The organism is Arthrobacter sp. TmtSoilC48, assembly GCF_059739425.1.
On sequence record NZ_AP046049.1, the window covers coordinates 3,114,950 to 3,134,293 of the forward strand.

At 60.4% G+C, this 19,344-nt stretch carries 16 protein-coding genes; 6 read left to right on the top strand and 10 right to left on the bottom strand.

From position 1 onward, the window contains the following. Positions 1–109: 109 nt before the first annotated feature. Entirely contained in the window at positions 110–1,006 is an 897-nt protein-coding gene (panB, locus tag AC6I97_RS14500) for a 3-methyl-2-oxobutanoate hydroxymethyltransferase (protein WP_497945258.1), read from the bottom strand. A 207-nt stretch (positions 1,007–1,213) separates the two neighbouring features. Here panB and AC6I97_RS14505 point away from each other — a divergent pair, with 207 nt between their 5' ends. The 5 genes from AC6I97_RS14505 to panD all read left to right on the top strand — a co-directional run bounded on the left by AC6I97_RS14505 (position 1,214) and on the right by panD (position 6,110). Then, a complete protein-coding gene (locus tag AC6I97_RS14505; RefSeq protein ID WP_224089895.1) occupies positions 1,214–1,855 on the top strand; it encodes a GntR family transcriptional regulator in 642 nt (213 codons plus the stop codon). A gap of 22 nt (positions 1,856–1,877) precedes the next feature. Beyond that, positions 1,878–3,398: an MmgE/PrpD family protein gene (locus AC6I97_RS14510; protein ID WP_224089892.1), complete on the top strand. Its 1,521-nt coding sequence runs from the start codon at positions 1,878–1,880 to the stop codon at positions 3,396–3,398. After that, positions 3,399–4,304 (top strand): methylisocitrate lyase, encoded by a 906-nt coding sequence (prpB, locus tag AC6I97_RS14515; RefSeq protein WP_497945259.1) that lies wholly within the window; start codon positions 3,399–3,401, stop codon positions 4,302–4,304. It begins immediately after the preceding gene. A 27-nt stretch (positions 4,305–4,331) separates the two neighbouring features. Continuing rightward, on the top strand, positions 4,332–5,468 hold the full coding sequence (locus AC6I97_RS14520) for a bifunctional 2-methylcitrate synthase/citrate synthase (RefSeq protein ID WP_224089889.1): 1,137 nt from the start codon (positions 4,332–4,334) through the stop codon (positions 5,466–5,468). Positions 5,469–5,684: 216 nt separating this feature from the next. Further along, a complete protein-coding gene (gene panD, locus AC6I97_RS14525) occupies positions 5,685–6,110 on the top strand; it encodes an aspartate 1-decarboxylase (RefSeq protein ID WP_224089888.1) in 426 nt (141 codons plus the stop codon). A gap of 768 nt (positions 6,111–6,878) precedes the next feature. On the opposite strand, the gene AC6I97_RS14530 is transcribed toward panD, so the two are convergent. From AC6I97_RS14530 to AC6I97_RS14545, 4 genes are all read right to left on the bottom strand, one after another. Further along, a complete protein-coding gene (locus AC6I97_RS14530; protein WP_497945260.1) occupies positions 6,879–8,315 on the bottom strand; it encodes an APC family permease in 1,437 nt (478 codons plus the stop codon). A gap of 623 nt (positions 8,316–8,938) precedes the next feature. After that, positions 8,939–10,117, bottom strand: a complete 1,179-nt coding sequence (locus AC6I97_RS14535) for a thiolase family protein (RefSeq protein ID WP_224089886.1) — start codon at positions 10,115–10,117, stop codon at positions 8,939–8,941. A gap of 278 nt (positions 10,118–10,395) precedes the next feature. Beyond that, positions 10,396–11,301 (bottom strand): SDR family oxidoreductase, encoded by a 906-nt coding sequence (locus AC6I97_RS14540; protein ID WP_497945261.1) that lies wholly within the window; start codon positions 11,299–11,301, stop codon positions 10,396–10,398. A 212-nt stretch (positions 11,302–11,513) separates the two neighbouring features. Beyond that, on the bottom strand, positions 11,514–12,302 hold the full coding sequence (locus tag AC6I97_RS14545) for a citryl-CoA lyase (RefSeq protein WP_224089884.1): 789 nt from the start codon (positions 12,300–12,302) through the stop codon (positions 11,514–11,516). 1,084 nt (positions 12,303–13,386) lie between these two features. On the opposite strand from AC6I97_RS14545, the gene AC6I97_RS14550 reads away from it, so the two are divergent. Beyond that, positions 13,387–13,719: a PaaI family thioesterase gene (locus AC6I97_RS14550; RefSeq protein WP_497947125.1), complete on the top strand. Its 333-nt coding sequence runs from the start codon at positions 13,387–13,389 to the stop codon at positions 13,717–13,719. 190 nt (positions 13,720–13,909) lie between these two features. On the opposite strand, the gene AC6I97_RS14555 is transcribed toward AC6I97_RS14550, so the two are convergent. From AC6I97_RS14555 to AC6I97_RS14575, 5 genes are all read right to left on the bottom strand, one after another. Then, entirely contained in the window at positions 13,910–15,304 is a 1,395-nt protein-coding gene (locus tag AC6I97_RS14555) for a cytochrome b/b6 domain-containing protein (protein ID WP_497945262.1), read from the bottom strand. 110 nt (positions 15,305–15,414) lie between these two features. Next, positions 15,415–16,404 carry an electron transfer flavoprotein subunit alpha/FixB family protein gene (locus AC6I97_RS14560; RefSeq protein WP_224089881.1) on the bottom strand — a complete coding sequence of 330 codons (990 nt, stop codon included), beginning with the start codon at positions 16,402–16,404 and terminating at the stop codon, positions 15,415–15,417. A 51-nt stretch (positions 16,405–16,455) separates the two neighbouring features. Continuing rightward, positions 16,456–17,229, bottom strand: coding sequence for an electron transfer flavoprotein subunit beta/FixA family protein (locus AC6I97_RS14565; protein ID WP_224089879.1), 774 nt, complete (start codon positions 17,227–17,229; stop codon positions 16,456–16,458). Positions 17,230–17,395: 166 nt separating this feature from the next. Beyond that, positions 17,396–18,148: an enoyl-CoA hydratase/isomerase family protein gene (locus AC6I97_RS14570; protein ID WP_224089877.1), complete on the bottom strand. Its 753-nt coding sequence runs from the start codon at positions 18,146–18,148 to the stop codon at positions 17,396–17,398. Further along, entirely contained in the window at positions 18,148–19,323 is a 1,176-nt protein-coding gene (locus tag AC6I97_RS14575) for a thiolase family protein (protein WP_224090979.1), read from the bottom strand. Before AC6I97_RS14575 ends, AC6I97_RS14570 begins: the two co-directional genes overlap by 1 nt. Between the last annotated feature and the right edge of the window lie 21 nt (positions 19,324–19,344).

Genomic DNA, 19,344 nt, shown 5'->3' on the forward strand with positions numbered 1-19,344 from the left:
TCGCTGGAACGCCAACAAAGTCACTCATACGAAACCAAACGCGACATCCCTCGGCTTCGGCATCGTTGACATCGGAAACGTCTCCGCGCTGACACCCTCCATACAGAAATCAGAACGAGTGTTCCGGACCTGGAAAGCGTCCGGATCGAACATCGCTGCCGTAAGCGGCAGCGGCGTCAGAGAGTATGCGGCGAAGGTCTGCGTATTGCCTAACGAACTTGGCCATCCGCCCGCCGCGCAAACCCGCCATGTCCGGCCACACCAGCACCTGTCCTGTGGTTCCTGCGCCGGCGCCTATGCCCACTGTTGGAACACGGACCGCTGCATCCACGGCGGCTGCTGTCTCTGCGGGAACCATTTCCATCAGCACGCAGAAAGCCCCCGCTTCAGCAAGAACTACCGCATCGTCGATCACCCGTTGCGCATCATCGCCCCGGCCCTGGATGCGATAGCCCCCCAACGCATGCTCGCTCTGCGGCGTGAACCCAATATGGGCCATCACGGGGATTCCGGCCTGAACCATGGCGCGAATGGTGGGAGCATAGTAACTACCGCCTTCTATCTTGACGGCATGAGCTAGGCCTTCCTTTAGAAACCTGACGCCTGTAGATACTGCCTGCTCCGCAGAAACTTCGTAGCTGCCGAACGGTAGGTCCGCCACGATCAGAGGGCGCTTCGTCGACCGGGCAACTGCCCGGCACAACGGCAGTAGTTCGTCCACGGTGACGGGAATGCTGGTCTCGTTGCCGAGAACATTGTTGGACGCCGAATCGCCAACTAAGAGCACTTCGATGCCGGCGGCATCAAAAATTTCTGCCGCGTATTGCTCGTAGGCGGTCAGCATTGCGAATTTCTTACCGTCGAGCTTGGCTTGCTGTAAGTGATGAATGCGCACCTTGGCAGGGCTTTGACCTGCCTCCGAGTCGACCGAACTACTCGAACCGTTACCGTGAGGAGCGTGAGAGCCAGCTGAAAAGTCCGACTCCGAACTGTTTGTTGGACCCATCTAATTCTCCTTCGGTAGGTGGGCGTCTCCATGCCGTCCGAGCCTCTCCGGACGGTTACCGGATGAGGGTCGATACACCGCGGATGTGCAGTCTTGTGGGACGTAAATGTCACATTACATTAGACCCTCCCACAAGAATGTATACATATAGACCGATTTTCTCACTTTCATTGCCCGCAAACCCCTCCGATGTATACACTCGAAGATATGCGCGCCAGTGACCGGGCTTATGAGGCCCTTCGTGAGGACATCATTGAGTGGCGCCTGCGGCCGGGAACCATGCTCGCTGAAGTGGAGCAGTCCGAACGGCTGAGTGTCTCGCGGACGCCGGTGCGGGAGGCGCTGGGCCGGCTCACCGCTGAAGGATTGACGACGGCGGCTGGCGGCCGCGGCGTCGTGGTCACCGATATCTCGCTGGACAGCATCGACGAACTCTTCGAACTGCGCGAGACGTTGGAGGTGCGGGCGGCGGCCTTGGCCGCCGAACGAGGCGACCCCTCGGTTTTCGCCGACCTCCGAACGCAGCTTGCGGGTGCACCCGGGTTGCTGCGTGAGGCAGACCCTGCCCGGCACGAGTACTACGCCCTGGTGGGACGGCTGGATGAGGCGATCGATGCCGCCGTCGCGAACTCCTACCTGGCCCAGGCCATGCGCGGTCTCCGCGTCCATTTGGTCCGCGTCCGGCGTTTGGCCGCGGACGACGCTGCACGGCTCGCCGACGCTGCGGCCGAACACGCGGCCATTGCCGAGGCCATCGCGGCCGGAAACCCCCGACTGGCCGAAGCCGCCACCACGCTTCATCTTCACCGAAGCCTCACCCATCTCAAGGCCGCCCACACGGCCGCCTAGAACCTTCACCCAAAGGAGCACCATGGTCAAGAACCATCACGTCCGCGTTTACAAGTCCGAAGAGAACCTCCCTCGCGAGGAGCAGCTGGCGCACAAGATCGCCGTGGTCGCCGCCGACCCCGTCGACGTAACCCCGGAAGTCACCGACATGGTGATCAACCGCATCATCGACAACGCCTCAGTTGCCATTGCCTCGTTGAACCGGGCACCGATCGTCGCTGCCCGCGCCCAGGCCCTGACCCACGGACCGAGCACGGGCGGCAAGGGCGCCTCGGTGTTCGGCATTGAAGAGCAGGTCTCCCCGGAATGGGCGGCGTGGGCGAACGGTGTGGCCGTGCGGGAACTGGACTATCACGACACGTTCCTGGCCGCGGATTACTCGCACCCTGGCGACAACATTCCGCCGATCCTGGCTGTGGCCCAGCACGTCGGCTCCAACGGCGCCGACCTGGTGCGGGCCATCGCCACCGGCTACGAGATCCAGGTGAACCTGGTCAAGGCCATCTGCCTCCACAAGCACAAGATCGACCACGTAGCCCACCTCGGCCCCTCCGCCTCCGCCGGGATCGGCACGCTCCTGGGCCTGGACGTGGAGACCATCTTCCAGTCCGTCGGCCAGGCCCTGCACACCACCACCGCCACCCGCCAGTCCCGCAAGGGCGAAATCTCCACGTGGAAAGCCCACGCCCCCGCCTTCGCCGGAAAGATGGCCGTGGAAGCCGCCGACCGGGCCATGCGAGGACAGACCTCGCCCGTGCCGATCTACGAAGGCGAAGACGGCGTGATCGCGTGGATGCTCGACGGCCCGGACGCCTCCTACGAGGTCCCGCTGCCGGAGAAGGGCGAAGCCAAGCGCGCGATCTTGGACACCTACACCAAGGAACACTCCGCCGAATACCAGGCCCAGGCCTGGATCGACCTCGCCCGCAAACTCCACCGCGAACACCCCGAAACCACCACCCCGGCCAACGTGGCCTCGGTACTGATCAAGACCAGCCACCACACGCACTACGTCATCGGCTCGGGCGCCAACGACCCCCAAAAGTACTCCCCCACCGCCTCACGGGAAACCCTGGACCACTCCATCCCGTACATCTTCACCGTCGCCCTTCAGGACGGCGCCTGGCACCACGTGGACTCCTACTCCCCCGAACGCGCCACCCGCCCGGACACCGTGGAACTCTGGCACAAGGTCACCACCGTCGAAGACCCGGAATGGACCCGCCGCTACCACTCCCTGGACATCGCCGAGAAGGCCTTCGGCGGCACTGTTGTCATTACGCTCACGGACGGCACTGTGGTCACTGACGAGATCGCCGTCGCCGACGCGCACCCGCTCGGCGCCCGGCCGTTCGCCCGCGAGCAATACATCAACAAGTTCCGCACCCTCGCCGCCGGACTCGTGGAGGAAGCCGAGATCGAAAGGTTCCTCGCCGCCGTCGAACGCGTCACCGAACTCGGCGAAGGAGAACTGGACCAACTCAACATCACCGCAGCCCCCGGTATCATCAACCTCGAGAACGCACCTAAGGGACTGTTCTAAATGCTGTACTCCAAAGTCACCCCGGAACAGAAGCGGCTGCGCCTGCGCGAACTGTTGGCTTCCGGGACAGTCCAGCAGTTTCCCGGTGCATTCAATCCGCTCTCGGCACGCCTCATTGAGGAAAAAGGCTTCGCCGGGGTCTACATCTCCGGCGCGGTCCTGGCCAACGACCTCGGCCTGCCGGACATCGGCCTAACCACCCTCACAGAGGTTGCAACCCGGGCCGGACAGATCGCCCGCATGACGGACCTGCCCTCCTTGGTGGACGCGGACACCGGCTTCGGTGAACCCATGAACGTGGCCCGGTCCATCCAGGAACTCGAAAACGCCGGCCTGGCCGGACTGCACATTGAGGACCAATTCAACCCGAAACGCTGCGGCCACCTGGACGGCAAGAACGTCGTGGACCTCGACACCGCCACCAAGCGGATCCGCGCGGCAGCCGACGCCCGCCGCGACGCGAACTTCCTCATCATGGCCCGCACGGACATCCGCGCGGTCGACGGTTTGCGGGCCGCTCAGGACCGCGCCAAAGCACTGGTAGATGCCGGGGCCGACGCGATCTTCCCCGAAGCCATGGCCACCCTGGACGAGTTCCAAGCCATCCGCGACGCCGTGGACGTGCCCATCCTGGCCAACATGACCGAGTTCGGCAAAAGCGAGCTGTTCACCACGAAACAGCTTCAGGCAGTCGGCGTGAACATGGTCATCTACCCCGTCACGCTGCTGCGCAGTGCGATGGGCGCTGCGCAACAGGTCTTGGACACTCTGAGAAGCCTCGGGAGCCAGGAGGTGCGCGTCCCGCAGATGCTTACGCGGGCTCGTCTCTATGATCTCGTTGACTACGAGGCATACAACAAATTCGATTCTGGGATCTTTAACTTTCAGATCCCAGGCAATCACTAAACGAGAACTGCAACGAAGGAGTTCAACATGCCTGACACCGAAATCAAAAAGGGCCTTACCGGCGTCGTGGTGGACCACACCGCTGTCTCCAAGGTCAACGCAGAAACCAACTCGCTCCTGTACCGTGGGTACCCGGTCCAGGAACTGGCTGCTAAATGCAGCTTCGAAGAGGTCGCCTACCTGCTCTGGAACGGCGAACTGCCCGACCAAACGCAGCTCGCAGAATTCACGGCCCGGGAACGTTCCGGACGTGCTCTCGATCCGGCGTTACAGGACATTATCGACGCGCTCCCGAAGGCTGCGCACCCGATGGACGTCTGCCGCACTGCCGCCTCGGTGCTGGGTGCCAGGCATGAACTTGCTGAGGACTCCTCGCCTGAGGCCAACATGAAGAAGGCCGTGGATCTGTGGGCGGCCATGCCTGCCGTGGTGGCTTACGACCAGCGCCGGCGCCGTGGTCTGGAGGTCATCGAGCCCCGTGATGACCTGGGCTACTCAGCAAACTTCTTCTGGATGACGTTCGACGAAGAACCCGTAGACGAGGTGGTTGAGGCGTTCAACGTCTCTATGATCCTCTACGCCGAGCACTCCTTTAACGCCTCCACGTTCACCGCCCGGGTGGTCACCTCGACACTCTCTGACCTCCACTCGGCCGTGACTGCAGCGATCGGCGCGCTCAAGGGACCCTTGCACGGTGGCGCCAACGAGGCCGTCATGCACACCTTCGACGAAATCGGCATCCGCAGCGAAGAATCCCTCGAGGAAGCCGCCACCCGCGCCCGTGCATGGATGGAAGACGCCCTCGCCCAGAAAAAGAAGGTCATGGGCTTCGGACACCGCGTCTACAAGCACGGCGACTCCCGCGTCCCCACCATGAAAGCCGCACTGGACAAGATGATCGCCCACTACGGCCGTCCCGAACTCCTGGGCCTCTACAACGGCCTGGAACAGGCCATGGACGAGGCAAAAGCCATCAAACCCAACCTCGACTACCCCGCCGGCCCCACCTACCACCTCATGGGCTTCGACACCCCCACGTTCACGCCGATCTTCATCGCCAGCCGCATCACCGGCTGGACCGCCCACATTATGGAACAGGTCGCATCCAACTCCCTCATCCGGCCGCTCAGCGAATACAACGGTTCCGAGCAGCGATCCATATAACTGCATATCTGCAGCCAAAGTTCCTGCGGTGAGGTGTCGGGTGATCACTGGGATCATCAATTATTCGCAACGTCTGTGACACTTCACCGCAGGTCGCCTCACCAAACCGGTGCTTCGGAGGGCCGCCGACCCGACCACTTAAGCAAACCCACACGGAGTACCTTTTGGTTGGATCAGGGAAATCGATCGAACGGATAGAACTTAAAGGAACTTCAATTGAAACGAACAATGTTCAAGTCGAAAATTCATCGAGCAACGGTTACTCATGCCGACTTGCATTACGTCGGTTCGGTTACGGTCGACTTAGACCTCTTGAACGCTGCGGACATTCTCCCGGGAGAGTTGGTCTCGATAGTCGACGTAACAAATGGCTCCCGTCTGGAGACCTATACGATCGCTGGAGAGCGCGGCTCCGGTGTTATTGGCATCAATGGCCCGGCAGCTCACTTGGTTCAGGAAAACGACATTGTTATCCTCATCACGTACGCCGAAATGACGACGGACGAAGCCATAGCTTTCAAGCCTCGCGTGGTCCACGTAGACAACTACAACAAGGTTATTCAGCTAGGAAGCGACCCTGCAGAAGCATTCACTCCAGGACTCCTGCGCCCACCGCACTCAATGAACAACGCCGCCCACTGAGCTACGACATGCGGGATTTGCACGCCGTGGGTGGTTCGGCCTTGGTGTGGGTGTGCTTCATCTGCGGGCCCACGCCGCGCTCAACCGTAGGAGCGGTCACAGGAGTCGTTACCGGCCAGGACCGTTTGACCGTGAGCCCCCCGCCTCAAGGTAGTTGGCAAGTTCCCAGAAATCAGCGGCGGCTTTCCTCACTTCATCTGTACCTTCTTTGAAGCGGCCAGGATCTCGCGTAAGCCAGCCGGGAATGGTGATCGAGGACTTCGCGCAGGAAGGCGTACCCAGCTTGCACATTCGCCGCTGTGCCGGCCGTCTTCGTGGTTTCGACGGCATTGCCCTGTGGAGGGATGGATCTCGGGCCGAAACTGATCCTTGGGCTCCCTCAGCGGCGGTTGACCCTGATCTCGAGGATCTGCCGGTAGCACCGCACGGGCGTCTGCCACGGCACAGGGCCAGCGGGAGCCTCCCCTTTGGCGTGAGGATCGCGTTGGCATGAGGGACTGAACACCTCCTTGTAGATCGGACTCGAAGACAAGTCGCACTCCACTCGAAGTTGTTCCCTTGTCACCTGTCCGCGTCGAAGGTTTGCTAGCGCCCGTGTTTTAAGTCACTAAGAGCGCTGGTCAACTTGGTTCGTACAGGTTGACCAGCGCCGCTTTGCCTGCTGGACACCGGCGATATCGCGTGTGTCGCAATCGCGCCTCCCCCAAAGGGATGCGGACCGTTGAGTTCGTAGGTTTCTAAGTCCTTCGATCTAGCTAATGCCGGACCTCACTGCCGACCGATCCGGGCATAGGTGCCCGGCCTCATCCGCCGGTAAACCATGGCAAGGGTAAAGCCGAGGACGAAGAGGCCGACGATCAATACCATCAAGATGGTCGCTAGGACGTTCGAGCCTCCGACCAGGAGGGGGAAATTGATCCCCGCGAGGACCAACCCGGACCCCAACCCGACAATTGAGATGGACGGGAATACGATCCTACTCCATACCGAGAGCCCCCGGCTGTGACGTCTCAGGTAGACAGGGACGGCGACTCCCGCAAGGAAGATGACACCGAGGATCACGAAACTGGTGATCCCGAGCAGTGCCGTGTAGAACTCTATGGCCCCTACCCCCGTGAAAATAATGGCAAGGAGCATAACGAGGCCCGCGCTACTAACGGCGAAGGAGGAGCTGTGCGGCGAGCCGTGGCGGGCGTGCACCCTGCTAAGTGTCCGTGGGAGGATTCCGTCCGCACTCAGATTGAAGGAGTACCTTGCCGAGATGTTGTGGGCCGCGAGGACCACCGCAAAGGTGCTTGTGTTGACGAGGACAGTCGCAGCATCCGAAAGGACTTTCCCGCCGAATGCTTGCAGGCTATGGGTCATCGAACCGGTAGGGTCTGCGGTGGCGGCTTCGACCACGTTGTCGAGGCCGATCGAGTTGATGAACAAAAGCGAGGACAGCCCGTATACGACCGTTGCCAGGGCGATCACGGCATATGTGACGCGAGGAATGGTTCGGCTGGGGTCACGGACCTCCTCACGGAACAGGACAGTCACCTCAAAGCCGGCGTACATACCGAGAGCAAAGAGCAAGCCCAGAGAGAATGAACCGTCAAACCAGTGATTCGGGCTAAGTGGCACTACAGAGATGCCCTGATGACCGGCTCCGCCGTTGATAAAGACGAGGACGTCGTAGGAGACGACGATGACGACTTCGAACAACAGAAAAATTGACAGTACTTTGGCTGACAATTCGACCTTGAGATACCCCAGAACGGCGCTGGCTGCCCAGAAAATTAGACTCCAAAAATACCAGGGAATGTCTGGGCCGTTGAGGGTGCCATGTACCAGCTCTCCAAGTACGACACCGCCAAACACCAAGCTTCCGGCGTAGGCGCAGAAGTAGCCCAGAAAGGCCACCAGACCGGAGCCAAGGCCCATCTGCGGGCCGAGTCCAGCGGTGATCATAGAGTAGAAGCCGCCTGGTTTTGGCATGATTTTCGACATGCGCGTGAAGCCCACAGCGAACGCCGCCAAAATGGCCCCTGCACAGATGAAGGATACTGGTGTGCCGAGGCCTGCCCCGCTACCCACCATGATTGGGATGGCTCCGACGACAACCACCAAGGGTGCGTTATACGCCACTACGCTGAAGAACAGCGAAAGGAATCCCATATTGCCCTTGAGGTGAGGTTGGCTCTGTCGCTGCACCTCCGTGTCCACTGAACTCATTCCGTTCATTATCGATTAGTACCTTCCAAGTAGAGATTGTTGATATCAAGAGATATTGGGGGTGCTTCCGTGGGGTCCGACGTGTACGGCCGCTCGTTGGGGTGCATCGACACGAGGGCCAGTTCGGGTGTTCGGGACCGGCAACCGATAACGATATTCGTTGCTTGGTCATCTGCTCGTAAATAGTCGTTTTACCAACGAGCATTCAGGACTTTGGCGTCCTCCCAACCGAGGCCATTCGTCGCCGGGTTCTAAACGATGCGCTCTCGGTTACCGACCCTTCGATATGTGCAGGGGCTTGCTTTGCCAGGGAATGCGTCCGGGACGACAGAGGGTCGGACGATCACTCACGTTGGATAGTTGCATTTGTTGCCCGGCAACGACCAGAGACCGCCGAGGGTGGAACCAAATGGGACCTTGCGACCGGGCCGGCCGGATCCGACATGGCCCACGCCTGGCAGGACATTGTCGGTGAGGACAAGTTATAGTCCGTCATCAAGCAACAGACCCCGGTGCAAACGCACCGGGGTCTGTTCTGCAACGCAGATGGTGAGGATACTCTCACCTTGGTCAAGCAGCCACGATCATTAGTGATGATGGCAACGAAGGAAAACCTATGCAACAAGGATGGAGACCACTGCTGCAGCCGAATCGCCACCAACCTGCCCGCCAGAATTCTGTGCCAAGGCTACCTTGGCAGACTTTCGTTGCCGTGCACCCGCTTCTCCACGCAACTGATGGACCAGTTCGAATATCTGAGCGGTTCCTGTGGCACCAATCGGGTGGCCCCTGCTGAGCAAACCACCGCTCGGATTGACAGAAATCCTTCCGCCAAGGTCTGTCGCACCACTGCGCAACAGTTCCGCAGCGCCGCCCGGCGCACAGAACTGCATGACCTCGTAGTTGATCAGCTCGCCAGGGGCCGATGCGTCGTGAACCTCTGCAACATGGACGTCCTCGGGGCCAATCGAAGCTGCCTCGTAAGCCACCTTCGCCGCCCGAGACGAAGCGTTCGGCTTGGTCGGATCTGCTGAGCCCGAAACAAGCGCCGAACTGGCTACCCAAACTGGCCTGAACCTTGAGAGCTTGGACGCCACACGAGCCGAACAAAGGATCACAGCTGCTGCCCCATCGCCGATTGCAGAGCACATAGGAAGCGTCAACGGTTCACTGATCATCCGGCTTGCCAGCACTTCCTCGACTGTCGTCTCTTTACGAAACTGCGCGAAGGGGTTGAGCGACGCAGCGTGGCGACTCTTGACAGTTATTCGAGCAAAATCGGCTGGCGTCGTTCCCGTGGCATCCATGTACCTGCGAGTACGTTCTGCGTAAATGTCCATAAAAATGGAGCCACTGCCGGAGCCAACGTGCGAAGGCAGTTCTTCTTCCTTATCTACCGCACCTCCGAACGCTGCGATGGAGACGGTCTTGTCAGCATGGCTCAGCTTCTCCGCTCCCACTGCCAGCACAACATCTGCCTGGCCGCTGGCCACTGTTTGCCACGCCAGATGGAACGCTGTGCTGCCCGTAGCGCAAGCGTTTTCCACATTAATTATTGGCTTACCCATGAGGCCGGTGTTCCTGAGCGCCGCTTGGCCTCGAATCATCTCCTGCCCGGTGATGACTCCAGATGCCGAGTTGCCGAAGTAGACGCGGTCTACTTTGTCCGCATCGATTCCGGCATCCTCCAGCGCCATTCTCACAGCTTCCTCGGAGAGACTCTTCACCGATCGATCAAGAAACTTCCCAAAAGAAGTCATTCCAATTCCAGCGATAGCTACGCGGTCGGTCATAGTTACTCCAATTCACTCTCTTAACAAAAACGATAAGGCTCCGCTGCAGTGCGGTCGTTTGCTCAAGTGGCCTTTGGCTAGTCTAACACTTACTGGTTGGCAATCAAGTGTTTAGTTCGACTCCCGAATCAGCCTAGTCTTGCCAGAGTCACTGGCAGCAGTTTTCCGCCACGGCGAAACGCACATGTCCTCACATGTGCGAGGACGCGAACACCTGTATGACCAGGCGAATTTCGGGCGGAGCTTCTACCGTTCGGCAATGGAAGGACGCGTTACGCTCAGGCTTCTTGGGCGACGGGCTCGACTGCGACGCCGACAAGTGCCTGTTCGATCTGCGGCACACTCCAACGGCTACCGTTCTCGAATGTCTCTACGACCCGCCAACCTTCGTAGACTCCGATCAGATCACCTACGACGCGGAACATATGGCCGGAGAGGGTGCAGCGCTCGGCCGCCAGGAACGCGACCAGCGGTGAGATATTTCCGGGGTGCCAGCTGTCAAACTCCGTCTCGGATTCCGGCTCCGCAACCCGTTCACTGAGCCCCGGCGTAGACAGAGTCAAGTGGGTCCGCGCAGCCGGCGCAATACAGTTGACCCGCACGCCATACCTCTTTAGCTCCTTTGAAGCGACCTGCGTCATGGCAGCGATCCCTGCCTTCGCTGCGGCGTAGTTTGTCTGACCTGCCCCGGGCTGTAGACCCGCGGCCGAGGAAGTATTGATAATCGCCCGGTCTGCGGCCAACCCCAATTTTGATTGGTTACGCCAATACGCAGCCGCGTGCCTGCTGACAGCGAAAGTACCCTTTAGATTGACGTCCACCACCGAGTCAAACTCCTCCTCGGTCATGTTGATCAACGTCCGATCCCTCATGATGCCCGCGTTGTTTACGACCACATGCAGGTCTCCGAATTCGCGGATGGCGGTTTCCACCAGCCGCTGCGCGCCATGCCAGTCACTGACGCTGTCAGTATTAGCCACGGCCTGCCCGCCCGCGGATATGATTTCGGCAACCACATCCTGCGCCGGACCATTGTCCGGGCTCGCTCCCCCAACGTCATTTACCACCACACGCGCACCCTCGGCCGCAAGCAGCAGGGCGTGCTCGCGGCCGAGACCGCGCCCGGCGCCAGTCACAATCGCCACTCTTCCATCCAGAACACCCATAAGCCTGCTCCCATTCATTCGATCGTTTCTTTAAACTGATGCTCGAGCGAGATTGTCCCGAACCACGCTACGATGCGCTGAAATTCCGACGCAGTTGTGTTGTCGCTCAACTGAACATGGAGGAACTCAGACAGCAAACTTCACCTAGGTTGATTGTGAGAAATACAAGATGACCGCAGCGCAAAGCGAATACTGCCACTCGAACATTGTCATCACAGTTGGAATACCAATTACGATGGGTCTGGGCCAGTGTAATTTACCTGGTCGGCAGGAACGTGCCGCCAAGTGTTTCCCTGTGCAACCTCCTCTAAGTAGTGGGCTGCAAGGCCGACAGACCGCGGTGCGACCAGGAATATTCGCGTCGTTTCCCAGGTGAACCCCAGATCAAGAATGAGAGCTGCAATCGCGCCATCGACATTCGCTGGAATCTTGCGCCCAACCGCTTGACTCAGCTCGTGTTCCAGGTGCGCCAGCAATGTCGAGTGATGGGAGAAGACCCCTTCTTCCTTGGCGATACCCATCAGAATAGGAAAGCGCGGATCCGCACCGTGTTGCGGATGACCAAACCCCTCAAGAGGCTCCCGCCTTGCCCTGCTATCAGCCACAATCTCCTTGGCGGCTCGCTGCAGCGATTCGTCGGTGACCTCGCCATCTTCGGCTATTCGATGAACAACCGATTGCAACTTCAATGCCAGTTGTTGTCCAGCGCCACCCTGGATGTCCCCGAAGGTGGTTACTCCGGCCGCAATCCCTACTTGAATGGGAACCCCGTATGACGCGAGCATCCTGGTGATCGTACTCGACGGCGATATTCCGTGTTCCATCACCGAGACGAGTAGAGCATCGAGAACGCGAGCCTGACCAGGTGTTGCACGCTTTCCGGTAAGAACCAGGTACATCATCTCAGAATATGAAGTATTCCCGATCAATTGACTCAGGCGGTGTCCCCGAATAATTACATCGTCCTTTTCGACTTCCCCTATGTCAGTTTCCCAAGCATTGGTATCACGTGTGGTCACTTTGATGTCCTCAGTTCTAGTTTTACCTGTAGTTCAATAGCTTGCGCACCGAATGCTCCGAGCCTGCACGCTGGTTTCTCATGTTGCGCACAACCGCCAACGCAGCGAGGTAGCACGTCTGCGATGCGAGTCTCGTGAGTACCGTGGCAGTACCTCTAGTCCTCCCATGTATCGAGATTGCCGACCCTCGGAGCCGGCGAGCTAGTAGCAACCCCGTTGGACTAATCGCTTCGCTTGCCAACGTTCTGACTAGCTTTGGAGCGGTACCATGCAAGCAGGATAGCACTTACTGATCAGCAATCAAGTGTTTGGCAGTTGACGGGCACTAAAAGTTCGACCGGAAGGTCTTGCGACGGAGACCAGCGGGACACTCGAGGGCCCACAGATTGCTATACGGATTCAGGCATAGCGAAGACTGCGATATGTTCGTGGAATGGCTCCTTCAACTCCGGGCATGCACAAGTCCTCCGCGCCATCCGACTCCCGCACCGCAGCTTCCCCCGGTGCCGTGGCACCCACGTCGGGTCGCGTCGAGCGGCTCATGCGAACCCAACTACGTGGCGCCGATGACGGCACGGTACCCGAATGCACCGGTTCCATGGTCACTGGAGTTTGGTGCCTGGACCATGAGGGGCGCCCAACGGGGTTGACGGCTGCCTCCCTCTTAGACCAAACTCTCGCAACTTCTATCCGCGCCGCCGCCCCAGACCTTACTTGGATGGTCACGACGGAGCTACAACTGAACTTTCTGGCCCCGCTTCCTACTGACGGCACAGTACTGGAGGCTTGGACACGAAGCGGCTTCGTAGATCCGAGGGGAGGCGTGTCCTTTGGCAGTCTCCGTGGGCCGGACGGCAGGGAGCACGTGCATGCCGTTGGCTGGTTTCAAACAGTCGGACCCACCCCCGCGGGGGCACTTGACCATTTCAACCGATTGGGCGCGCTGCCACTGGGGCCCGAATCCGACGTCACGCTGGACAGATTGCTTGGCATGCGTAGTCCGGCCTCAACCCCTCCGGGCGGGAAGCCAGCGAATACCGAAGGTTTCCTTAGGGGACCGGATTTCCCTGCGGTCGATGAGTTTATGAATCGGAATGGGACCGTTCACGGAGGGGCTATGTCCATGATGGCGGGCCTCGCGGCCCATTCGGCCACTCCGGCTCCTGATCACTTCGATCTCCAGTCCCTGCGGATGGTGTTTCTCCGCCCTTCCACCGGCCCCCTTGCTACACGCACACGAATCCGACATGCAGGCCGCTCCCTGTGCAGCGTGGACGTGGAACTGTTCAGCATCCGTAGAACTCCACGGAACCCGGCATCACTTGGCTCAAGAACTGCTATGCGAGAGAACCTTGACAAGGCCTTCGAAACCAAGCCCGTCGCACAAGCGCACGCACTCTTCCGTCCGGCCCGCTGACCGACCTAGAGTGACCAGGCGAACAGTGCCGGTGACTCTGCGCGTCAGCGCGCCGGGCGTTTCCGAACGGAATGTCCCAGCCGGAAATTGGCCTTTGAGCGGCCTGTTATTGGGTTTGTTTACTGCGTCACGCAGGGGTCTGCGGTGACTCATGCCCATACTTCAAGCCATCGGGCTGGAGCTCGTTGGACTATTTGGTGACCTTGCCCATACGGTTTGCGATGGGTGTGGTGAACAACGGCTTGGTCAGGAACCAGGCTGCGGCGATGACCAACAGCGAGATCAGAAACACGACGAGGCCCCACCAGTCCACAACGTCCCGGGAGCCGTACATGTGGTTTAGGTTCTGTAAGGCTCCAGTGAAGAACACCAGGAACACATGCACCACCGTAAACGCAACGAAGTAGAGCATCACCGGAAAGTGCAATGCCCGCGCCCATTCGACCGGAAACATCATCGTGAGGCGCCCAGCACGTTCGGGCCACCAAGTCGACATCCGGACGCCCGTCAGAATCGCCAACGGGGCGGCGATGAACACCGTGAGGAAGTAGGCCATCACCTGCAGTGCGTTGTAGTGCACCCAGCCGTTTTCGGCCGGCCAGTCCAGCGAGGCATATTGGACTGCTGCTGAGAGCATGTTTGGAAAGATGTCCCAGCTCATCGGTACGATCCGATTCCAGTGCCCGCTGACAAATAGCAGAGCGACAAAGATTATCCCGTTCGTCACCCAGAGTACATCCAGAGTCTGGTGCAGCCATTGGGACAGTGATACCTTTTTTGGGCTGTTGCCCTTCGGGGAGAAGAACGAGTTCTTCTTCGCTGTCCAGTAGCCGGGAGGCTTACGCTCCGTACGCACTTGAAGGCCGGTGCGGGCGATCAACACGATGAAGAACATATTGAAAAAATGTTGCCAGCCTAGCCATGCCGGGATTCCGACCGGCGCACCTTCGGGCTGCCACGCGTGCCCACTGTAAGTCATAACGAACTGCTGCACACCCTCGAGCGTACGTAGCCAACGCGCGCCAACCACTATCAGCAGGCCCAGAACCAATAAACCAGCAGTAACCACAGCGGGTTTCCGCCATGCCGGGCCGGTCACCCTCGATTCACTTATGTCGCCACCCTCCGCCGCCCCCTTTGTGCCAAGGAGACTAGCCGAAGAGGTCATTTTGGCTGCCGGAGCGACCAAACCGGCCTGCGCGGAACCGGAACCGCTCCCTACCGCAGAATCAGTCGATGGACGCGCGACATCCTGGGCTCCGGCCGCCGGCGGGACAGCGCCCATCCGGCGCTTGCGTGGAGTAGCGTGCTCAGCAGCGGGCTTGGCTTGCTCGCGTTCCCCCTCCGCTGGAAGGTCGATTCCCTGAAGCTCCGTCTTATCGATCGTCGGAGTGACGTCATCGATGGTCGGCGACACCGTCATGGCCTTCTCTGTAACCGACGAATCGTCCGGATGATGCTGCAGATGCCTCTGTACGCGCTCTGCAGACACGGGCGCGGCATCGGTGCGCTCGGGCGCTAGCGGCGTGTATCCTGCCATGCGGCGGCGTCTGGGTGCCTGGCTGGGGTCTCTCTCGCTAGTCATGGATCTCGGTCCTTTGCCTGGGTATCAACTTCGGGTTCAAATGGCCGGAAGGCCTCCGTCGGACCATTGCTCATGGTCCTCACTGGGTAGCGGACCGCCCGGCACCGGCGTCAGCTGCGTCTGTTGTTGATCTCTTCGATCAGCTGTGGGACCACTGTGAACACATCCCCGACGATGCCGAAATCCGCGACGTCGAAAATCGGAGCATGTTCGTCCTTGTTGATGGCAACGATCGTTTTGGAAGTCTGCATGCCTGCCCGGTGCTGGATGGCCCCTGAGATTCCCAGCGCCACATAGAGTTGGGGGGTTACCGTCACGCCAGTTTGACCCACCTGGTAGGACTGCGGCACGTACCCGGCATCAACGGCGGCACGCGAGGCACCCACAGCGGCACCGAGCACGTCGGCTAGTTCCTCCACCACGCTGAACGCTTCCTTCGAACCAACACCGCGCCCGCCGGAGACGACGTTCTTCGCCCCTCTCAACATCGGCCTGCCAGCTTTCGCCGCAGCCTCGCTGACCTCATCGACCGTGGCCCCGGTCGCCGTCGTGGTTAATATCTCCGCGATCGTGACCGAAGGAGAGGCGACGGTTTCCGCCACGCCCTCGATGGATCCCGGACGCACAGTAACTACCATTAGGCCACCTTCCACGGTCGACTCGGTCGTAAAGTCGCCGCCGAAAATTGAGTGGGTAGCTATGAGCTCCTGGCTCTCCTCGTCAAAGCGAACAGCGACCGCGTCAGCGGCTACAGAACCCCCAGCCACAATTGCGAGCCGACCTGCCACAGCGTTGGAATCGTTCGTCGCCGGTACCAACACCAAGCCGGCCCCATACGTATGTACGGCGTCTGCCAGGGCACCGACCAGCGCGGACCCCAATTCGGTGGCGGCACTCTCCGATTCGGCCAGGTACACATTGGCCGCGCCCAAGGTCCCCAGTTCAGCGACTAGGCCCCCGGACCGGCCCGGGGCAGTAACCGCCACCGCAACGGGCTTGCCGAGGTCGGCAGCCAACCTAAGCAGGCCAGCGGCAGTGGACTTCGGCGACCCCTCGCGGTTGGTCTCGATCAGGACCAGAACGTTTCCGGTATATGGCATGGTATTTTCCTTCAGCTGTTTAACTTCTGTGTCAGTAGGGTCCGCTCACGTTCAGATGAGGCGGTTCGCCGCCAGGAACTCGGCCAGCTGCGCAGCCGCGGTGCCGTCGTCGACAACCTTCGGTCCGGCTTGCTTCACTGGGCGGGCCGACGCCGAGACCATCACCGATACAGCTTCCGGCGTGGCGGTGATCCCCACATCGTCCAGCGACCAACTGGCCAGTGGCTTCTTCTTCGCCGCCATAATCCCCTTGAAGTTTGGAAACCTGGCGTCCGCAGACTTCTCTGTAACCGACACCACGGCTGGGAAAGCCGACGACAAGCGCAAAACGCCACCATCAACCTGGGCCACACCGGATATGGCATCCGGGGCGATTGTCACCTCATCCAAGGAGGGCAACACAGGCCACCCCAGGATCTCGGCCACCATCGCAGGGACCATTCCGCCCCGCCCATCCGTGGCCGCGTTTCCGGCGACGACCAGGTCCACCCCTCCGAGCTTTTCGACGGCGGCGGCCAGCACCCGCGCTGTCTGCACCATGTCGGAACCCGCCAAGGACTCGTCCGAGACCAAAACGGCGGAGTCCGCGCCCATCGACAACAACTTCCGAATGCTCTTGCCCGCGTCCTCCGGCCCCATTGCGACCACCACAATTTCGATATCTTTGCGCGAATCCTTCAGCTGAAGGGCGTTCTCCAAGGCCCGTTCATTGATCTCGTCCGGCACAGGCTCGGACGCACCGCGGTCCAGCATTCCGGACTCCAAGTCGATTTTACGATCGGACCACGTGTCCGGAACCTGCTTCGCCAACACAACAATCTTCATGGAGAACCCTCCTCGGTGGGTTAACGCTTTCGCTTTTCGTATCCCAATTTACGGGGAGTTAGCAAAAAATACTAGTTGCTCGACAAGTATTTTCTTGGACGTCTGTGGCGAATTGTTAAGTGGCTGCGGGTTCGCCCTTGAGAAAGCGAAAACGAGCCGCCCCGAGTCAGCGACCAAGGAACGCTGGAATGAGGAACTGAGCCTCGTCGGTGGCCATGCGCTCACCGATAGTCGCGGCCTCGCGTGCGCCTACCTCCGCGCGCGAGAGGCCGAGGCCCTGGCGCAACAGCCTTCGGACATCGCCGAGCGCACCCGGCGCCCCGGCCACCCAAGCTGCGACCACCTCTTGTGCGCGGCCCATGGGATCGACGACCACCTCTGTGACAAGTCCCTGGTTGAGCGCCTGACCCGCGTCCAAAGGCCGCCCGGACAGGGCAAAGGCCAGTGCGCGGTGTAGCCCCATGGCGCGGGGCAAGCTGGCGGAAGTCCCACAGTCGGGAGTCAGGCCAATGGAGGGGTAGGCAAACACAAAGCTTGTACCTTCCGCTGCGATGATGACGTCGGCGCCCAGCATGATGCCAAGCCCACCACCGGCAACGGCCCCGTGGACAGCCGCCACTACGGGCTTCTGCAGAGATTCGAGAGCCTGCACAGCCCCATCAACCGTGGCCGCCAGCTCAGTCAGGAACTGGCCTTGGTCTGAGGCCTCTGCGAACGCAGAAATGTCTCCACCAGCACAGAACCGCTTGCCGTTGCCGGTCAGCAAGACCGCCTTAATCGCGTCGTCCTCCGCAACTCGGTTAACCGCCTCTCCGAGCGCCACGGCCAAGGGCATATTTATCGTGTTGGCCGCCTCCGGGCGGTTGAGCTGCAGGTGTCCGACGCCGCCGACAGTAGTTAGAGTTACAGGCGTTGGCATCAGATCCTCCGGAAGAGTGCTGCGAGCGCCTGTCCTCCACCGATGCACATGGTGACAATTCCAAGTTCCAGATCTCGGCGTGCCATGTCCTTGGCAAGGCGCAGCGTCAGGATCGCCCCGGTGGCACCGACCGGATGCCCTAGGGCAATGGCTCCGCCGTAGGGATTGACCTGGGCCGGATCGAGGTCGGCGTCCCGGATGACAGCGACAGCCTGTGAGGCAAAAGCCTCGTTTAGTTCAATCGAACCGATATCCTTTGGCGTCGTGCCGGTCTTCTCGAACAAGGACCTCAGAGCCAGCGTGGGCGCGTACCCCATGAGTTCGGGTTCCATGGCGGCCGTGGCCACGGCCTCAAGGCTAACCAAGCCCTTCAGGCCCCGCTCAGCAGCGACGGACTCGCGAGCAAGGACGACGGCGGCCGCGCCGTCGTTGATACCCGATGCATTGCCGGCCGTGACTGTCCCGCCAGTGGCAAATGCAGGACGCAATCCCGCCAAGGTCTCCATGTTTGTCTCAGGCTTGGGGTGCTCATCCTTGTCAGCTGTGAAAGGCTTTCGACCCGCGACATAGACTGGCGTGATTTCCTCGGCGAACGCTGCCTGGGCCTCGGGCGCAGCGGCGCGGCGTTGTGATTCGACAGCGAACTCGTCCTGTTCCAAGCGTGAGACGTTGTATTTGCTGGCGACGTTCTCCGCCGTGACTCCCATGTGGATGCCGTGCAAGGGGTCGGTGAGCATCATGAGAGTGCCGTCGCTGAGGGAACGGTCGCCAAGTCGGTAGCCCTGGCGCGCGCCAAAGTCGTAGTACGGCATCCTTGTCATTGACTCGTTGCCGCCGGCAAGGGCGAAGTCAAGCTGGTTCCACTGCATCTCCATGGCTGCCGACCAGATGGCCTGCAATCCGGAACCGCACAGCCGGTTGACGTTGTAGGCCGGAACCCCTGTTGGCAGTCCTGCCGTGACAGCGACTCGCCGCGCGTTATACGCATCGGCCCCCACCTGGCCGATGCAACCCATGACGACTTCGTCGATGTCGTCGACCGTAACATCGGCGCGTTCCAGGGCTGCCTTGCTGGCCGTCGCCCCAAGCACGTGGCCGGGCACATCTTTGAAGATGCCACCGAAGCTGCCGGTGGGGGTGCGAGCACCGTCCAAGACGATGATTTTCTCCACGATTCGTTCTCCGTTGCTTTTAAG